The sequence below is a fragment of the Pectinatus haikarae genome (assembly GCF_015732185.1).
GTDB lineage: Bacteria > Bacillota > Negativicutes > Selenomonadales > Selenomonadaceae > Pectinatus > Pectinatus haikarae.
The window spans coordinates 22,078-41,071 of the sequence record NZ_WIQM01000011.1 but is presented as its reverse complement, the minus strand read 5'-3'; the positions used below and the strand labels follow the sequence as shown (position 1 = coordinate 41,071).

Annotated in this window: 19 protein-coding genes; 10 read left to right on the top strand and 9 right to left on the bottom strand. The window is 39.7% G+C overall.

Features of this window, described 5'->3' with window-relative positions:
• Window positions 1–34 precede the first annotated feature (34 nt).
• The 7 genes from I6758_RS07860 to I6758_RS07830 all read left to right on the top strand — a co-directional run bounded on the left by I6758_RS07860 (window position 35) and on the right by I6758_RS07830 (window position 7,167).
• The gene (locus I6758_RS07860) at window positions 35–1,570 is read left to right on the top strand and encodes an LPS-assembly protein LptD (RefSeq protein WP_196604660.1); all 1,536 of its coding nucleotides are present in this window, start codon (window positions 35–37) and stop codon (window positions 1,568–1,570) included.
• 6 nt (window positions 1,571–1,576) lie between these two features.
• Window positions 1,577–2,575: a bifunctional heptose 7-phosphate kinase/heptose 1-phosphate adenyltransferase gene (locus I6758_RS07855; protein WP_196604659.1), complete on the top strand. Its 999-nt coding sequence runs from the start codon at window positions 1,577–1,579 to the stop codon at window positions 2,573–2,575.
• A 4-nt stretch (window positions 2,576–2,579) separates the two neighbouring features.
• A complete protein-coding gene (gene rfaE2 / locus I6758_RS07850) occupies window positions 2,580–3,050 on the top strand; it encodes a D-glycero-beta-D-manno-heptose 1-phosphate adenylyltransferase (protein ID WP_196604658.1) in 471 nt (156 codons plus the stop codon).
• Between the two features lie 2 nt (window positions 3,051–3,052).
• Entirely contained in the window at window positions 3,053–4,072 is a 1,020-nt protein-coding gene (waaF, locus tag I6758_RS07845; RefSeq protein ID WP_196604657.1) for a lipopolysaccharide heptosyltransferase II, read from the top strand.
• 95 nt (window positions 4,073–4,167) lie between these two features.
• Window positions 4,168–5,073 (top strand): lysophospholipid acyltransferase family protein, encoded by a 906-nt coding sequence (locus I6758_RS07840; RefSeq protein WP_330998032.1) that lies wholly within the window; start codon window positions 4,168–4,170, stop codon window positions 5,071–5,073.
• Window position 5,074: 1 nt separating this feature from the next.
• Window positions 5,075–6,088, top strand: coding sequence for a stealth family protein (locus I6758_RS07835; RefSeq protein ID WP_196604656.1), 1,014 nt, complete (start codon window positions 5,075–5,077; stop codon window positions 6,086–6,088).
• Window positions 6,085–7,167 (top strand): glycosyltransferase family 4 protein, encoded by a 1,083-nt coding sequence (locus tag I6758_RS07830; protein WP_196604655.1) that lies wholly within the window; start codon window positions 6,085–6,087, stop codon window positions 7,165–7,167. Before I6758_RS07835 ends, I6758_RS07830 begins: the two co-directional genes overlap by 4 nt.
• Window positions 7,168–7,349: 182 nt before the next feature.
• Here the strand turns inward: I6758_RS07830 and I6758_RS07825 are convergent, their stop codons facing one another.
• Window positions 7,350–8,435: a polysialyltransferase family glycosyltransferase gene (locus tag I6758_RS07825; RefSeq protein ID WP_196604654.1), complete on the bottom strand. Its 1,086-nt coding sequence runs from the start codon at window positions 8,433–8,435 to the stop codon at window positions 7,350–7,352.
• A gap of 102 nt (window positions 8,436–8,537) precedes the next feature.
• On the opposite strand from I6758_RS07825, the gene I6758_RS07820 reads away from it, so the two are divergent.
• Genes I6758_RS07820 through I6758_RS07810 form a run of 3 tightly spaced genes read left to right on the top strand, consistent with a single transcriptional unit; the run spans window position 8,538 to window position 11,495 of the window.
• The gene (locus I6758_RS07820) at window positions 8,538–9,515 is read left to right on the top strand and encodes a glycosyltransferase family 8 protein (protein ID WP_196604653.1); all 978 of its coding nucleotides are present in this window, start codon (window positions 8,538–8,540) and stop codon (window positions 9,513–9,515) included.
• A 16-nt stretch (window positions 9,516–9,531) separates the two neighbouring features.
• Window positions 9,532–10,497, top strand: coding sequence for a glycosyltransferase family 8 protein (locus I6758_RS07815; protein ID WP_196604652.1), 966 nt, complete (start codon window positions 9,532–9,534; stop codon window positions 10,495–10,497).
• Window positions 10,498–10,508: 11 nt separating this feature from the next.
• Window positions 10,509–11,495, top strand: a complete 987-nt coding sequence (locus tag I6758_RS07810) for a glycosyltransferase family 9 protein (RefSeq protein WP_196604651.1) — start codon at window positions 10,509–10,511, stop codon at window positions 11,493–11,495.
• A gap of 26 nt (window positions 11,496–11,521) precedes the next feature.
• Here the strand turns inward: I6758_RS07810 and truB are convergent, their stop codons facing one another.
• Genes truB through I6758_RS07770 form a run of 8 tightly spaced genes read right to left on the bottom strand, consistent with a single transcriptional unit; the run spans window position 11,522 to window position 18,848 of the window.
• Window positions 11,522–12,397, bottom strand: a complete 876-nt coding sequence (truB, locus tag I6758_RS07805) for a tRNA pseudouridine(55) synthase TruB (protein ID WP_196604650.1) — start codon at window positions 12,395–12,397, stop codon at window positions 11,522–11,524.
• Window positions 12,387–13,343: a DHH family phosphoesterase gene (locus tag I6758_RS07800; RefSeq protein WP_196604649.1), complete on the bottom strand. Its 957-nt coding sequence runs from the start codon at window positions 13,341–13,343 to the stop codon at window positions 12,387–12,389. Before I6758_RS07800 ends, truB begins: the two co-directional genes overlap by 11 nt.
• Window positions 13,324–13,701: a 30S ribosome-binding factor RbfA gene (gene rbfA, locus I6758_RS07795; RefSeq protein WP_196604648.1), complete on the bottom strand. Its 378-nt coding sequence runs from the start codon at window positions 13,699–13,701 to the stop codon at window positions 13,324–13,326. The genes I6758_RS07800 and rbfA overlap by 20 nt, the downstream gene beginning before the upstream one ends.
• A gap of 26 nt (window positions 13,702–13,727) precedes the next feature.
• Window positions 13,728–16,646: a translation initiation factor IF-2 gene (gene infB / locus I6758_RS07790; RefSeq protein ID WP_196604647.1), complete on the bottom strand. Its 2,919-nt coding sequence runs from the start codon at window positions 16,644–16,646 to the stop codon at window positions 13,728–13,730.
• A gap of 23 nt (window positions 16,647–16,669) precedes the next feature.
• Entirely contained in the window at window positions 16,670–16,984 is a 315-nt protein-coding gene (locus tag I6758_RS07785; RefSeq protein WP_196604646.1) for a L7Ae/L30e/S12e/Gadd45 family ribosomal protein, read from the bottom strand.
• On the bottom strand, window positions 16,974–17,252 hold the full coding sequence (gene rnpM / locus I6758_RS07780) for an RNase P modulator RnpM (RefSeq protein WP_196604645.1): 279 nt from the start codon (window positions 17,250–17,252) through the stop codon (window positions 16,974–16,976). Before rnpM ends, I6758_RS07785 begins: the two co-directional genes overlap by 11 nt.
• A gap of 17 nt (window positions 17,253–17,269) precedes the next feature.
• Complete coding sequence (gene nusA / locus I6758_RS07775; protein ID WP_196604644.1) at window positions 17,270–18,379, bottom strand: transcription termination factor NusA; 1,110 nt, start codon at window positions 18,377–18,379, stop codon at window positions 17,270–17,272.
• Between the two features lie 22 nt (window positions 18,380–18,401).
• Complete coding sequence (locus tag I6758_RS07770) at window positions 18,402–18,848, bottom strand: ribosome maturation factor RimP (protein WP_196604643.1); 447 nt, start codon at window positions 18,846–18,848, stop codon at window positions 18,402–18,404.
• Window positions 18,849–18,994: the final 146 nt, after the last annotated feature.

Sequence of the window (18,994 nt, the reverse complement as noted above, 5' to 3'; positions counted from 1 at the left end):
ACAGTTGATATTATTTTTAGGAGAATTTAATTATATGCACAAAAAAATTTATTTATTATCGGCATTAACTGCCTTTGCTGCCGTTTTCAATGCAGCACAGACTCATGCCTATGCAGATGATACAGATATCGATCTGCTGAATTATATTCAAGAACAGAAAGATTATGCCCGCCAGCATAGAGAAAACAAAGAACTTAAAGAACTGCGTGCTGACATAGATAATGAAAAATTTATACGTCCACTCGATCCTTCAAAACCAGCACCTATAATATTTGAAGGCAATGATATTTCTTATGACAGCGGCACAGGCGATGTATTTGCTAAAGGGAATGTCCGCATAACCCACGATTATTCGCGGATTACCACTGACTCCATGTCAGGTAATGCCAAAAGCGGTGATGCAGCTATTCCCGATAAGGCTCACATGGCCCAATCCGGAGATCTTGCAGCCGGTGAACCGAATATTGTCATGGATGGCTATAATACCACATACAATTACAATACAAAACTCGGCAAAATGGAAAATGTAAAGGGATCCATAGATACTGAACAAGTATCCGGGAAAAAAATGGAATTTTATCCCGAAGAGATGATCATATATGATGGTTCCATCACACGTTGTCCGGCAAAAAAACCGGACTACTATATGTCTGCCGATAAGATTGAAATATGGCCGGACGATCATATGATAGCCTATAATGCAAAATTTTGGATCAAAGGGCAGGTAATCTATAAAAAAGACCGTTATATAACAGCAATAGGGAAAAATGCTTCAGACAAAAACAGTACCATCCCCGTGCATGTAAATTATGACAGTGATGATGGCCTGCATATAAATTATTATTATGACCAAAATCTTAATGAAAAAATCAAAGCCTATATTGATTTCAATTATTATACCAAGCATGATCTTCGCAATGTCTATGGACTGCAATGGGCAGACGGCAAAGCTTCTGTACGTCTTGAAGACGGTTATTACGAAGACAGCAACAATGTATGGATAAAAAAAGAACCAACTATGATTTTTGATTATAATACTCATATTGCCAACACACCGCTTAGCTTTGGCTTTTCCACGGAATACGGCAAATGGGACGATGATATAAAATCAAGCTGGCACAGAAGTCATTCTGTCAGCCTTTCGCATGCCCCCATCAATCTTGGATCTCCCAAAATACGTCTTTATCCAAACATAGGCTATTCCTGGATCTATGAATCCTATGACTCAAGCAACTCAAATAATTTCTACTATAATGCTACAGTGATGGCTGATATAAGCCCCAAACTTGTAGCATATACTGCTTATCATTATTCGCAGTCAACAACACAAAACTCGTTATTTGATTATGGTTATGATGATTATTCAAAAAAAGTCACTGCCGGATTCAGCTACGAGCTTACTGACAAGGACAGAATTGTCATTGCCAACGAATTTGATGCCGGAGACGGTATGAAGGTGATGGATAGGGATTATTACTGGTATCATGACTTTCATTGCCTTGATATGGAACTCAGATACCGGGAAAAAAGAAATTCATGGCATATAAAATTCAATCTTGTTCATTGGTGATACAAAATGGAAAACAGAAAAAATTTATTATCCGCTGTTCTGAGCGGTATGCAAAATAAACATATAGCCGTCATCGGCGATATGGTCGCAGATATATACCTGCACTGTACTATCGACCGAATCTCTCGTGAAGCACCTGTCTTAGTTCTCAAACAGGCAGAAGAGAAAATTGTTGCCGGAGGCGCTGCCAATGTAGTAAATAATATTGCTACACTGGGCGGATGCGTTTCCGCGGTGGGATTACTAGGCAGTGACAGCGCCGGTGCAGGCCTTAAAAATATTTTGACGGTTAACGGTGTCGGCATCGACGGTATGTTGGTTTCAGCTAAAGGCACCACTATAACTAAAACCAGGATAATTGCCGGAGGAAGAGCAACCGTCAGTCAGCAGGTAGTACGCATAGATCATGATAATAATACACCGATAAGCCCTTCTGACGAGACACTGCTTTTAGAAAAACTGCGTATGCTGCTGCCAAAAATCGGCGGCATTGTTCTCAGTGATTATGGCAGTGGTACAATTACACCCGCGGTACGTGAACTCGCCATAAATTATTCACAGAAAAACAATGTTCCCTGCATAGTCGATTCACGCTACGATATAGAATCCTTCGCAGGTGTCACTTACGTGAAGCAAAATGATGCTGAGCTGGCCAGCGCCGTAAATTCTGCAATAAATACAGAGACCGATCTTTATAATGCTGGATTTCTCTTGTTGAAGAAATTAAAAGCTAAAGGTATTTTAGTAACCTGCGGTGAAAAAGGAATGGTTTTATTTGAAGAAAACGGCAAAGCAACTCGCATCCCCGTATCTGATAAAAGTGAAGTTTACGATGTTTCCGGTGCCGGTGATACTTGTGTAGCCGCATTTATCTTGGCCGTAGCGGCAGGCTATGATCCTTCTCTGGCAGCAAAATTATCCAATTATGCTGCCGGCATAGCTGTACGCAAGATGGGTACAGCCACAGTAGCGGTAAAAGAACTGAAAAATATTTTGGAAAAGTGAGCTTATGATTATAAAAAATGATGATATAGCAATGCTTTGCTCTGTTTTAAAAAAATCCGGTCAAAAAATAGTTTTAACCAACGGTTGCTTTGATATTATCCATGCCGGACACATAACATATCTGGAGAAGGCTGCTTCATATGGTGACTGCCTCATTGTCGGTCTGAACACCGATGCCTCCGTAAAACGTTGGAAAAACGATAAAAGACCTATTGTCCCCGAAAATGAACGAGCCATTGTGATAAATGCTCTAAAATCTGTGACTTATGTGGTTTTGTTTGATGAAACCAACGCTGAAAAGCTTATAGAAAAGGTACGGCCGGACATTTATGTAAAAGGCAGCGATTACTCTCTGTCTACCCTGCCCGAGGCAAAAACCCTGCAAAAATATGGCGGCCACGCCGAGTTTATCAAATTATTGCCGGGCTGCTCCACAACAAACATCATAAAGAAAGTACAAGAGATCTGCAGCTGACCATGAAAAATATTCTTATAATAAAGCTCAGTGCTATCGGTGATGTCATCCATGCGTTGCCTGTGGCGGCAGCTGTAAAAAAAACTTGGCCGGACTGTCATCTTACTTGGGTAGTTTCTCCCGTAGCTGCCGACATAGTCAACGATTGTCCGGCAATTGATGAAATTATTATTTTCGATCGGAAGAAATTAAATTCGCCTATTGATTTTCTTAAATATATGAAACCTTTTTCTGCACGTCTCAATAAACGCCGCTATGATATCAGTATTGATCTGCAGGGACTTTTAAAATCAGCTCTTATTGCTTGGCTGGCCCATGCTGCAGAAAAAGTTGGTTACACGGATATGCGTGAAGGCAGCGGAATCATAAGTACACCGCTGAGCGGAAAAAACCATAATGGTCATATAGTGGAAAGATATTTGGATGTTGTCCGCCGATTAGGCGGGAATGCTGATAATCCAGTATTTCCGCTGGGCATAACAGAAGACAATATTGCTAAAGCCCGTTCTCTGCTGTTTGAAAATAAAGTGAATCTCAGCGATCCTTATGTGGTTTTGGTGGTCGGTGCCAATTGGCCCAATAAACGCTGGCCTGCTTCCTATTTCGCAGAATTAATTGATTGGTGCTGCGGTAAAAAAATAATTCCGCTTTTAGCCGGTGCCGGAAAAACAGACCGTCTTATCGCAGATAAAATAAAAAATCTGACACAAAACAACACCGTTGACCTGGTGGGACAAACAGCTTTAAAAGAATTGGCATTCATAATTAAAAATGCCTCTGCCACCGTCGGCGGTGATACTGGCAGTCTTCATATGGCGGCTGCTCTTGGCAAACCTGCTATTATGATCATGGGACCTACAGATGCCAATCGCAACGGACCCTACAATCAAAAAAACAATTATATTGAAGTAGCCTATGACTGCCGACACTGCTGGAAACGGAAATGCCGCTTTAACCGTGATTGTCTTGCCTCTATTGAGCCTCAGCAGGTAATAAATAAATTGACAGCAGTTTTACGCTGATTTTAATTTATTCAGCACAGTAAAACTTGCCGGACAGCGGCATCCCACACTTTTGAACCTTCTTATCAAAAGTCAGACCAGCTAATAACAGGAAGGTGATTTTCATCGCTCTTTATTATGTATTGAAACTATTCAGTAAACTGTTCTGTTTATTGCCAGAAAAAATATCGTACCTGATAGGCAGGGCCATTGGTCATATAACATGGTTTTTAATTCCGCCTAAACGAAAAAATATGGCTGTAAGAAATGCTGTACTCAGCCTTAATATATCTCATAAGAAAGCTGTACAAATCGTAAAAAAAAGCTGGACAAAATTTGGTCCCATGATAATCGATGTACTGCGTTTTCCTATCATGAAATATAATATGAATAAATATATCACTTTATCCGGTACAGAAAATCTTGATGAGGCTTTGAAGCTTGGCCGCGGCGGTATTCTTGCAGCTGCTCACAGCGGTAACTGGGAACTTTTAGGCGGCGCTTTATCTCAAAATGGCTATAAGCTTGTCGGTGTAGCTCAGGAACAATCCAATCGCGGCGCTGATCGTTTTATGAACGAATACCGTGCCTTGATAGGTGTATATGTCATGTATAAGTATGATGTCCGAAACATGTTCAAGATGATCTCTAAGGGCTGGCTCATTGGCCTCATAATGGATCAGGATGCTGCTGAAGACGGTATAGTTATGCCTTTCTTAGGCAGAGATGCTTCATGTGCTCACGGAGCAGCGACTATTGCCCGCCGCAACAATGCTCCTATAATTCCTGTTTTTATAGTCAAAGGCCCCGGACTCACTCATCAAATAATTATCCATAAACCTATCTTTGTGGCGAAAACCCAAAATAAACATGAAGATATACGCACAGCTACCATGATAATAACAAAACAAATAGAAGATCATATAATAAAACATCCTGCGGAATGGTTTTGGCTGCACAATCGATGGAAATCGGTAGAGCGTCATCGAGCGACAAAAACTTATACAGAAAAGGGCAAATAAAATGCAAGAAAATAATCAGCCAATAGATTTTACTATTTGCTGGGTGGACGGCAATGATCCATCCTGGCAGAAACAAAAGAATGCCTATTCTTCTGATATAAATGGAGATAAGCGTCTCAGCCGGTATCGCGATTGGGACAATCTGCAATATTGGTTCCGTGGTGTAGAAAAGTTTGCGCCCTGGGTAAATAAAATCCATTTTATAACCTGCGGACATTTACCGGCATGGTTAAATACTGAACATCCCAAATTAAATATCGTCCGCCACGATAATTATCTTCTTCCACAATATCTTCCTACTTTCAGTTCCAGTCCTTTAGAGCTGAATTTACATCGTATAAAAGGTCTTGCCGAACGCTTTGTATCTTTTAATGACGACATGTTTATTCTAAAACCGGTACCAAAAGAATTATTTTTCAAAAACGGACTGCCAACAGATTTTTGTATTGTCACTGCCATAAGTTCTCCTGTAAAAGGCGATATGATGCCTTTTATAAAATTTAACAGTATGGCTGTACTGAATGCTAATTTTGATAAAAAGGCAGAAGTCCGCAAGCATTTTTGGAAATGGATATCCCCTAAATATGGCTGGAATGCTTTGCGCAATTTTATTTTCTCAGGAGAGCATCATTTTCGCGGTTTTTCTAACAATCACCTGCCCTATTCATTTTTAAAAAGTACTTATAATGATATCTGGTCTGCAGAAAATGATGTACTTGATGAAAGCAGCTGCAATAAATTCCGCAGCCGCAGTGATGTTGATCAATGGCTTATTCGATATTGGCAGCTTATAAAGGGCGACTTTGAGCCCATAGGCCGTCACGCTAAGGGACAGGTATTTGAAATATACGGACAGGAAGCAGATAATGCTGATTTATATACTGCTATTGAATCACAAGACATGCCTATGCTCTGTGTGAACGATAATGATAATATTGATTTTGCCAATATAAAAAGACATATTATCGCTTCCTTTGAAAAAATTCTGCCAGAAAAATCGAGTTTTGAAAAATGAATATTCTTCTTCTTGTACCAAGAATGAATATAGGCGGTGCCGAAAGTCACGTTGCTATGCTTGCTCCCCTTCTTCAGAAAAACGGTCATAATGTTATCGTTGTTTCCGGCGGCGGACAGCTTGCCGATAAGCTGGCTGCCAAGGGAATTTCTCAGATATTCCTGCCATTGCGGCTGAACACTTCTCTTGCGGCATTTTTTCTCAAATTCATAATAAAAAAATATGATATAGAGCTTGTCCATGCTCATTCTGCTGCTGCAGGTATCACGGCAGTAAAATGCAAGTTAAAATATTTGCCTGATCTGCCGGTTCTTTATACTGCACACGGCTTGTTCGGCAGCAGAAAAGAAAGGATTCTTATGCAGTGTGATAAAATAATAGCCGTGAGTCAATATGTATACCACATTGCTTTAGAAAACGGTGCCATACCGGAAAAAGTAAAAGTTATTTATAATGGTGTTGATACCGAAAAATTTTCTCCTCACGATAATCGTAATGATCTTCGCAAGAGATTAAATATAGCTGACAAAACTTTCTGCCTGGCAATTACTGCCCGGATAAAAAATCTCCGCAATAAGGGCCATCAGCATCTTATCAAACTTTTATCAGAACAAACCGGTGCTGCAGACTGGCATTTACTGATTATCGGTACCGGTAAGGGCAAGTGGAAATTGCGTTATCAAATATGGAAAAATGGATTGACAGACCGAGTACATTTTCTTGGTCATAAACCCGATGTGGAAAATTATCTGTCTGCTGCCGATGTGATTGTTCTGCCATCACGTTTTGAAACCTTTGGTCTGGTCCTCGCTGAAGGAATGGCAATGAAAAAACCCGCGCTCGCCTATGATGTCGGCGGCACAGGTGAAGTTATTACCGATGGTAAAACAGGATACCTCATCCCCAGCGGAAATTGTGAGATCTTGTACAGCAAACTCAAATTATTAGCAGCAAATACTATCTTGCGTCTTCAGATGGGTCAAGCCGCCAGAAACGATATTATTTCCCGTTTTTCTCCTGAAAAAATGTTTGATGAGATTATTTCTCTGTACAACGAATGTTCCCAGCCCCAAAAATAAGTTCAGGGATATTTGTTTATCCTTGAACTTATTTTTCACTAATCCTGATTTTATCCGATGACTAACCCGCTCTAATACTCCCGCTTTTGCAAGCGGTGAGTAAAGAGCGGCTAACTCCCTGGATAATTTCGACTACTATTCAGGCGGCGTCAAAACGCCGTCTGAATTAAGTCTCCATTTATTTACTTTTGCATATAATTTACCAGCTCATCTGTCGTTTGAGGAAAAAATATTCCCGCTTTTTCCATGATCTCTTTATATGCATGCAGAACAGGGCTTTGCCCGAAATCAGCAAGACTTATGGATTTGAACGGCCTGCCGGAAAACATAGCAGGATACATTAAGGCAGTTGACTGATAGCTGGCCACAGCAATGAGCTTTTTTTCGCGGGCGAAAAGCAGTTCTGCCGGTTCAATCCCCTCATAGATGCGCATCTGAGGAAAATTCTGTCGATAATAATCTATCTTATACTTACTGTCATTGGGATGAGGTTTATACAAAAGCACTGCCTTATCATCGAATGGTTGAATCAATTTTTTTAAACATGTCAATTCCTGCTCTATTGTGTACCATTTTTTTTCAACCAGCGGCTGGCTCAAAAACAATACACATTTTGCTGTAAAAGTTTCCTGCAAAAGATCATGCATTTTTAGATCTGCTATAGCAGTATGTATCATATTCTCGGTTATTTTTACTGTCTTGGGTGAATAACGTCCGAGAAGCTCCGGTGCGTACATATAATCTACAACACCGGCATGACTGTCTCCTGCTGTTGCTGTATTAATATACATATCGCTTTTTATGCCAGCTGATTTTTTTAAGAGCCATATTTTAAATTTATGAAAAATTTCATGTGTTTTAGGTCTGCGGCGATCTTCATTATAATAGGAAAAAAGCCCGTCTTCATAGCGATAAAAATCTTTCATTCCCAATGCCGCTACCAGTAATTGATTTTGCGGATCAATATCGCTGCCAAGGAAAGCTCTTTCTATGCCAATTTTACCGATGCTGTTTTTTACTTCATCAGCTTGTTTTTTATAACTCTTTTCTTTATTTTTATGTGAAAGCCAGTTTAATAAATAAAATACTTTCACATATCCGCTCTTGTCTGATGCCATATATGCCATCAAGGGGTTCTCTGCCCATTTAGAATAACCATGCGGATGAATAAGTGCCAAATAATTATCATCAGCGGCAAAAATGCTCCTGCTCAAAATAAATGATGTCAGCAAATGAAATGGCGTATTTACTATAAATAAATTCTTCATAATTCACCTCTTTAACTATTTTAACGTAAAGCAAAATAAAGCACAAGTTCACCCTGATTATACTGCTCTGTGTATTTACAATTTAAGACAAAGGAATAAATTATGGATTTTTTCAGCAATATTATCAAAGCAAAAAAAAATATAGCCAATGATGTATCTATAAGAACCGGCATGAATATCGCTTTTGGTATAGATGCAGAATTTGCACTCGGCATGGGTGTATTGATGACGTCTATTGTGAAGAACAACCCCGGCACAAATATAGTCTTTCATATATTTACCGACAAGCTGAACAGTGCCGATATAAATTGTCTTGCTCTACTGGGTCAGGAATATAAAACTGTTGCAGTTTATATATATTACATTGATGGAGATAAATTCAGCCATCTCCCTATCTTATTCACCTGGTCAAAAGCAATTTACTATCGTTTCATAATTTGCGGTGAATTACAGAACAAAACGGACAAGTGTTTATATCTTGATTCTGACATTCTTTGTCTGCAACCGTTAAAGAAGCTTTTCCAAATTGATCTTGACGGTGTGGTTTCAGCAGTTGCTGCCGATTATGATTTTATGACTGGTTATGCAAAAAAAAATCTCGGCTTTACCGGAGAAAAATATTTTAACTCCGGTATGATGCTGATCAATGTAGATGAATGGAATAAAAATCATATTTCTGAACAATCTATTACAATGCTGCAACAAAAAAGTAATTTTAAATTTTATGATCAGGATGTCTTAAATATGCTTTTGGCCGATAAGATATTATTTCTTCCGCACTGTTATAACATGATCTACCACCTTGCGGATATGAATGAAAACCCGGCGGATGATACCGTTTTTCTCCACTACTCCGGAAGCGTCAAACCCTGGCAAAGCTGGGGACAGTTCCATTTCTTGACATCCTTATGGATAAAATATCAAATGATGTCTCCGTGGAAAGCCGTATCAATACAAAATCCCAATACGTACAAACAGGCGAAATTCATGGCCAGAACGATGAAAAAAACGGGAAATTTCAAAGGCTGGCTGAAATGGTCTTGCCTGTATGGTCTTTGGAAATTACGCAAGAAGATATGAAAAGGCAGGAATAATCATGCTTACAGATACCCTATGCAACAAATATGATCACTTGTTCAGCAAAAGCAAAGAAAATATTGTCCATATCGGTTATGGTATAGATGATAACTATATGCGCTGCACAGCCGCTTCAGTACTTTCTATATGCCGCCACAATCCTAATCTGCATCTTCGTTTTCACATTCTGACATCAACACTTTCCGCTGATAATAAAAAAAAGCTGAGAAACCTGGCAGAACTTATACAGACCGATATTGTACTCTACGAGATAGACACCTCTTTTTTCAACACGCTGCCTACTTTTGTTCATTTACCGGTTTCGACATATTTTCGCTTTATACTTCCTTCCATCTTAAACGAAGAAGAACGTGTCTGTTACCTTGATGCCGATATAATATGCCTCAGTTCAATAGAATATATCTTCAGCTGCAATCTGGAGAATGCAATTGCTGCAGCCGTACCTGATTTGGAATGGATGAACAAAAAACGCTGCAGCGCTTTATCCTTAAAAGAACATACATATTTTAACGCAGGTATGTTGATCATAAATATAAAAGAATGGAATTCTTTTCATGTGATGGATAAGGTCCTCGCATTATTTAAAAATGATCCGGTCAGATTCCGCTATCTTGACCAGGATGCTCTGAACATAGCCTTGCACAACAAAATTATCTATTTGCCGAAAAGATATAACTGTATTGACAGTTTTGCCGAAGACAAGGAAAAAATTGTTTTTCTGCATTTTGCGGCACATCCAAAACCATGGAATATTGCCTGGCCTATAAGCAGAGCAAGCACTGTCTTTCGTAAAGATCTTTATGCTCAATATGAAAAAGAAACGCCCTGGGCTGATATGCCTTTGCAGATGCCCTTGAATTATAAAGAAATGAAAGTTTATGCAAAAGCTTTGCTTTATTCAGGTCAAAAGGTCAATTCTCTGAAATGGTATTGCAAATATCTATATAAAAAATTAAGGAGATAATACATTTTCATATGGAAAAATTTCTAATTATCAACACATCCTTTTTTGGTGATATATTGTTAACAAGTCCCTTGTGCCGCAATATAAAAAATATTTTCCCACGCAGCCATATAACATTTATCACTAATAAACCATTTGCGGATGCTGCCTTATATCTTGATGGTGTGGATAAAGTTATTATTTATGACAAAAAAGGAAAACATCGCGGCGTGTCCGGTGCCTTGAAATTCTATTACGAATACAAAACTTTTTTTGCAGAAGGATTTAATGCCGCATTTGTTATCTACGGTAATGAACGCGGTATAATTTTATCACGTCTTTTAGGTGCAAAAAAAGTGTATGCAGAAAACAATGGGCCGCTCCGTATTTTCCTATCCAACAAGAAAATTGATTATCACGGCCTGCAGCGTGTCCAGGAACGCAACACTGTTTTACTTGAGCAATATACAGACTTGCCTTTGAAAAATATACCTATGCTGTATAAACCGCCACAGCAAGTTTTTCGGGAGGCATTTTCGCTTTTACAGCAGTTTTCTATATCTCCTGCTGCAAAAAAATACATCTGCCTGTGCACCGTTTCAAAAAGAACTGAAAAAGATATGCCTGTACAGATCTGCGCGGCACTCGTTGAAAAATTGCATGCCGCCGGCTATCGGATATTATTTTTAGGAGCCGGCTCACGTGCTGCTGATTACAGCAGCCAATTACTGCGCTATACCGACAAATATATTGATTTGACCAACAGAACATCTATCCCGCTCTTAGCTGCCGTTTTAAAACTGAGTATGGGACTTATAAGTGTTGATACCGGTACCATGCATTTAGGATTGGCACTCGGCATTCCTGTCCTATCTCTTTTTTACGTCTTCGACAGAGCACACATAGCTAAATGGGCTCCTGATCCTAATTTATATAACACAATTATTTTAACAAAGGATAAATGCTCCTGTGAAGAAATTTTTGACAATATAATGCGGCTCACCAGCAATAATAAATAAAAAGCTCGGCAAAAATGCCGAGCTTTTTATTTATTGTTAAATACCTTATGGGGTGCTATAGCCGCTCCACCATCGCTTACTTTTCCTATGCCGGCGAATATATCACCGCAATATATCAGCAGAGCCGTACCGTCATTGATTTCACCATTATATTCTATTTTCCGCCCCTGGTAAAAATCAGCAAGCATTTCATCATTTATATCGCAGGTTTCCATCGTTCCCCGCAATATATCCATTCCCTGTACAAAGGCAGCCGGATCTTGAGAAAGCTCCTCAAGCGTATTCGCTTCAGCAAGCCTAAAAGCTCCTGCCCTGGTGCGCAGAAGAAATCCCATAACAGCCGGTATATTCAGGGCTTTGCCTATATCAGCGCACAAAGAGCGTATGTATGTTCCCTTGGAACAATCCACATCCATAGAAAATCCATTTTCCATACATCCCAAAAGTTCAATGCCATATATATTTATACGACGCGGCGCAATTTTCACTTCTATATTTTGACGCGCAAGTTCATACGCTTTTTGTCCATTTATTTTAATAGCCGAATATGCCGGAGGGACCTGCATTATCTCACCGCAAAAGCTTTTCAAAACAGTCTTCAGCAAAGCTGTCTCAGGCATAATGAAATTTTCCTGCCTGAGAATACTGCCTGTATCGTCATCAGTATCGGTCCCTATTCCCAGCACTACTTCAGCTCTGTAGCTTTTATCTGTATCGGCCATATATTCCAAAAGGCGTGTGGCATGACCGACAGCAACCGGCAGAACTCCGGCCGCTGCCGGATCAAGCGTACCTGCATGACCAATTTTTTTTGTTCTATAAATACGACGCATGCAGCTTATTACATCGTGTGATGTCATCCCCGGAGGCTTAAGCACATTCACAAATCCGTTAATCGGCATTTTCCTGCCCTGCCATTTCCCTGGTCAATGCTTGAATAACCTTTTTTCTTGCTTCGTGAAAAGACATCTCCAGATTACAGCCGGAAGCTCTCACATGACCGCCTCCGCCCAGCTTTTCAGCTACTGCAGCAACATCGGTTTTTTTTGATCGCATGCTTATACGCGTCACATTATCAGCGGCATATTTTATCAGCACAGCTACATCAACACCTTCTATAACACGAACAAGATCCACAAAACCTTCTGTACTGCTGCATTTTTCCACAATATCTTTATCAGCGCCGGCTACTGCTATTTTCCCTTCGTTATACAATTCTATTGTATTAATAACGTCTGCAATCGCCTTTACATCAGCATATTTTCTTTGTTCCAAAGCTTCTGATATAATGTTCGGGCGGACGCCATAGCCAAGGAGATCTCCCGCAGCCTTCATCGTAAATTCTGTAGTATTAGAATAACGGAAGAACCCGCAATCTGTGGCTATAGCAGCATAAACGGACACCGCCATCTTATAATCAAATTCTATGCCGAGTTCTGCCAATAATTCATAAATAATTTCTCCTGTTGCTGCCCTGTATGGAGCTAAATATAAAAAATCGGCGGTTCTTGTGTTTGAACGATGATGGTCAAAATTGAGAATAGGTGCATCTGTGATTTTATTTACACGTCCCGTACGTTCCGGTTCAGCATCAAGAACTATAAATAAATCTGCACCGGTTATTTTCTGATCAGGTTTTTTAAAAAGTTCCCATCCAGGCAGAAAATGGTATGCTTCAGGTATATCATCATCTACGAAAATTCGTACTTTATGGCCTTTTTTAGTCAGCGCATGATAGAGACCAAGTGTAGAGCCAAGTCCGTCACAATCAGGGTTCACATGCGGTGCTATTATTATGCTGTTTGCCTTTTTTATCTTTGCCGCGGCTTCACTGATCGTTATTTCCATTCTCAGATTTCCCTTCTCCTGCATTGTGTATCTTATTAATAAGCTCTTGAATATGAGCACTATATTGAATACTGGTATCGGGATAAAAAGCTATCTCTGGAATAAACTTTATTCTTATGCGCTTGGCAAGTTCCTGTCTGATATAACCTGTCGAATGTTTTAAACCTTCCCATGTTCCCTTAAATTGTTCCTGGCTGCCAAGAATGCTTACATATATCCGGGCATTTTTCAGATCGCTTGACACATCTACTTTCGTGATTGTGACAAAACCGATCCGCGGATCCTTAAGACCTCTCAATATTATATCGCTGACTTCCTGTTTTATCTGTTCTTGTATCTTCTCAACACGAACGCCCATTTTTTCACAACCTTCTGTATCAGCTCTTATAAGCTCTGCGGAGCTATTTCTTCCATGCTGTAAGCTTCGATTATATCTTTTTCTCTAAAGTCACGATAGTTTTCGATAGTTATACCGCATTCATATCCCGCAGCCACTTCTTTTACATCATCTTTAAATCGGCGCAACGACTCAATCTGTCCTTCATGCACGACCACATTATCGCGAAGAATACGTATTTTCGATGTGTTAAAAATTTTCCCTTCAAGGACGTAGGAACCTGCCACGAGAGCCTTGGAGAATTTCATCACTTGGCGTATTTCTACTTTTCCCTGAATAATTTCTTTATATTTCGGTGCAAGCATACCCTTCATGGCAGCTTCGATATCGTTTATTGCTTCATATATTACCCGATAAGTACGAATATCTATACTTTCAGTATCGGCAAGTTTCCTTGCATTGCCATCCGGCCGCACATTGAAAGCAAGGATCAGAGCATTTGCCGCAGACGCCAGCATAACATCTGATTCATTCACTGCGCCAACACCTGAGTGAATTATACTCACTCGCACTTCATCACTTTTATTAAGACCAAGCAACGAAGTCTTCAATGCTTCCAGAGACCCTTGCACATCAGCCTTCAATAATATATTAAGATCCTTTATGTTTCCTTCATTTATCTGTTGGAATAAATCATCAAGTGATACTTTCTTATTATTGATAAGTTCTGTACGTTGTTTGCCAATACGCTTTTCCGCTATTGTACGTACCATATGTTCTTCCAAAACAGCCATTTCATCACCGGCAGCAGGTACATCTGACAAGCCCAAGACCTCAACTGGAACAGATGGTCCAGCCTTCTTCACTTTTTCACCGCGATCATTGATCATGGCACGGACTTTACCAAAGGCAGTACCTGCAATAATAGAATCTCCTACATGCAGTGTGCCGCTTTGAACAAGCACTGTAGCTACGGGACCGCGGCCTTTATCAAGCTGAGCTTCTATGATTATACCACGGGCTTCTCTGTTTGGATTTGCTTTCAGCTCCTGCATTTCCGCAACTAGTAAAATCATCTCCAGAAGATCATTTATACCCATCTTTTTCTTAGCTGAGACGGGAACCATTATAATATCCCCACCCCAGTCTTCAGCAACAAGTTCATGCTCTGCGAGCTGCTGCTTAACATGTTCCGGATTTGCTCCCGGTTTATCAATTTTATTTATTGCCACTACAATAGGAACTTTGGCTGCCTTAGCATGATTTATAGCTTCCAATGTCTGCGGCATAACGCCGTCGTCGGCAGCCACAACAAGGATCGCTATATCTGTAACCTGTGCTCCGCGCGCACGCATTGCCGTGAAAGCCTCATGTCCTGGTGTATCAAGAAATACAATTTTTTTATCCTTGCACATAACCTGATAAGCTCCGATGTGCTGCGTTATCCCGCCAGCTTCACTCGAAGTTACAGACGTTTTTCTTATCACATCGAGCAAAGATGTCTTACCATGGTCAACATGTCCCATAACCGTAACTACAGGAGGACGCGGCAACAAATCTTTTTCTGCATCTTCAACTTCGGGAATCTCCGTCAAGTCCACTTCCGGCGGCAGTTCTTCAACGTTTATGCTGAATTCTGCAGCGACCAGTACAGCTGTATCAAAATCTATTTCTTGATTGATAGTTGTCATTATTCCCAGCATCATAAGCTTCTTTATAACATCGGTGACCGTATAAGTCATTTTACTGGCCAACTCTTTTACAGAAATAGTTTCTCCTACTTTTATTACCTTAGGTCTCACTATTTCCTGTTTCTGCTGTATAGGATGATTTCTGTTATTTCTATTATTTCTCCAATTTTTTCTGCTGTTTCTATTTGATCCTATATTTTGACTGCTGCCATATCTATTATTTTGACCTGCATTATTATTTTGTCCGGGTCTATTATTTTGTCCAGTACTGCTATTTTGACCAGTACTATTATTTTGTCCTGGTCTGTTGTTTCTACCAGCACTGTTATTCTGACCGGGTCTATTTTGTCCAGTAGTAGTATTTTGTCCTGGTCTGCTGCGACCGACACTGTTGTTCTGCCCTGGTCTGCTATTTTGACTGGTACTATTATTTTGTCCCGGTCTGCTGTTGCGGCCAGCATTATTACTCTGACCGGGTCTGTTTTGACTAGTACTATTATTTTGTCCCGGTCTGCTGCGACCAGCACTATTATTCTGACCAGATCTGTTTTGACTAGTACTATTATTTTGTGCTGGTCTGCTGCGACCGACACTGTTGTTCTGACCAGGTCTATTATTTTGACTGGTACTATTATTTTGTCCCGGTCTGCTGTTGCGCCCAGCACTGTCACTCTGCCCTGGTCTGCTATTTTGGCCCATACCACTCCCATTGCCTTGTCCAGATCTGTTACCAGCAGCTGTTCGGTTATCTCCTCTGTCAACTGGTTTATGGTCATTGCTATTAATAGCAGCGGCCTGACTGGCGTGCATCAGATTTCTTTGACTGTCATGTTCAGACGCCTGCTGATTTTTATGTGTTCTCTCAATAGGTACCTTTGCACTTTCATTACTGTATACATTGCTGTCTGCTGTTTTTTGTATTGTAGTTTTTATATTATCATTACCTTTATATACTTGTTTTTTTTCATAACCCTGCTTTTTCAAAGCGAGGTTTTCATTAATATTATTTATATTATCAGACCTGTCATTATCAATTTTTTTTATATTTTTCTGCCGATTATCTTTTATTGATATATTCTCCCGCACAGATTCAATTTTTTTCTCAATTATATTTTTCTTTCGCAGAAAACTTTTTTCTATAATTTTTCGTTCGTCATCACCCACTGTACTAGCATGGCTTTTTACTATTACATTATGGACTTTTAACATATTCAAAACTGTCTTACTGTCAGTTTCAAATTCTTTTGCCAGGTCATATATTCTGTATTTGGACATCGATCCACCCCCATTATTTGATGTCATTTTAATATTTTAGTCACAGCTTTCATAAAACCTTCATCGCAAACAGCAACCGCAGCTCGCTCATTTTTACCGATACAATGTCCCAAATCGGTCTTAGTCGTAGTCAAAAAAATAAGCGGGATACTATATTTAGATGCAATTTCTTTATATTCTAAACTGGTATTTTGCGCCGTATCTCCGGCAACCAGCAGCAGTCTGACTTTTCCGCCTGCCGCTGCCTTGCCTATAGCAAAATCTCCAGAGATTATCTTATTGGCACGTGATGCCATACTTAATAAATTAAGCAAATTTTGCAGCATATTATCCTTCATTTGTGTCAAAAAATCCTGTCCTTAATTTTTCATATATATCAGCGTCTATCGGACTTTTAAATGATTTTTCCAAACGATGTCCTTTTATAGCCGCTTCCAAACATTGAATATCAGCACATATATATGCTCCGCGGCCTGATTTTTTTCCTGTACGGTCAATGGAAAAATCACCTTCCGGGTTTTTGACTACTCTTATCATATCTTTTTTGCTGCGAATTCGCTGGCAGCCAACACACATACGTTCCGGTAATTTTTTTTTGCCAGTCATAAATCTGCCCCTTTACCTCAATCCACTGAAAAAGAGTCTTCACCTGTCACCGTGACTATTTCCATTCCTTCAGCAAGACCGCCTTCAACTGCCTGCGATTCACTCTTGATATCTATTTTCCAGCCTGTTAATTTCGCAGCCAGCCGTGCATTTTGACCTTCCTTGCCAATTGCCAGAGATAGTTGATAATCCGGCACAATCACTTTTGATATTTTTTCATTTTCTTTTATTGCTACAGAAATAACTTTGGCAGGACTTAAAGAATTTGCAATATATTTTGCCGGATCTTGATTCCACTTAACAATATCTATTTTTTCACCGTGCAATTCGTCAACGACAGCCTGTACCCGAAGTCCCTTTTGTCCTACACATGATCCTACCGGATCAACGTTCTCATCTTTTGAATAAACAGCAATTTTAGAACGCATTCCAGGCTCTCTTGCCACAGACTTTATTTCCACAGTACCATCGCTTATTTCGGGCACTTCCAATTCAAAAAGTCTTTTTAAAAGCCCCGGATGTGTGCGTGATAATAGTACCTGCGGCCCCTTTGTGGTTTTTTTGACTTCTACTACATAAAATTTCATACGTCCATTAGGTGTATAATGTTCCGATGAAATTTTTTCCGCAGGTGTAAGCATAGCTTCCGTACGGCCCAGATCAACAACCACATTTTTACCTTCAACACGCTGCACTATGCCGGTTAAAATATCATTAGAACGATTGGAATATTCTTCGTAAATGATACCTCTTTCAGCTTCACGTATTCTCTGTACAACCACTTGTTTAGCCGTTTGAGCAGCAATACGTCCAAAGTTGGCAGGCGTGATTTCCTCTTCGATCACATCTCCCACCTGATAATCAGGATGTATTTTTTGAGCTGCTTCCAGAGAAATATCAGTGATATCATTTTTTACTTCACTCTCAACATTCTTTATGGCGTATACATGAAATTCACCTGTGGTGCGATCAAGCGAAACCCTCACATTCTGCGCTGAATTAAAATTTCTTTTATATGCGGAAATCAGTGCTGCTTCAATAGCATCAAATAGGACTTCTAATGCTATACCTTTTTCTTTGCCAACTTCACGAAAGGCTTCTAAAAAGCCTTTATTCTTGGTAGCCAAATCTATATCCTCCTAAATTATATTAAAACTCAATATGCAACCGCACTGATGCTATCTGTGCACGAGGTATTATCAGCGAATCATCAAGAGTTATAGCATCGGCAGAAAAAGCACTGAGTCTGCCGATAATTTCCCTTGCTCCATTTATCTTTTTATAGGCTGTCACATCAACCTGTTTTCCCATTTCCCGTTCAAAATCTCTATCCTTCTTTAACGGCCTGTCAATCCCTGGTGAAGAAACTTCCAATATATAGCTTTCCTTCAATAAACCGCTCTTTTCCAATTCGTCATCAATCATACGGCTTACTCCCTGACAATCATCAAGATCAACACCGTCTTTTTTATCTATAAAAATACGCAGATACCAATCCCGTTCCTTTACATATTCAAGATCAACCAATTCGTATTCAGTACCCGCAAGCAAATTTAACACCAGTTTTTCCGCTTCAATCTCAATTCGTCCGGCCATTGTTCCTCCTAAAATAATAACGCCTATAATACTAAAGAGTGGGTTTGCACCCACTCTCTAAAATACATGCTGAAGTTGATATTTTTATTATAACACCAGACATTATAAATGTAAACCGCGCCGCCGAACATTTAGATGCAAAATAA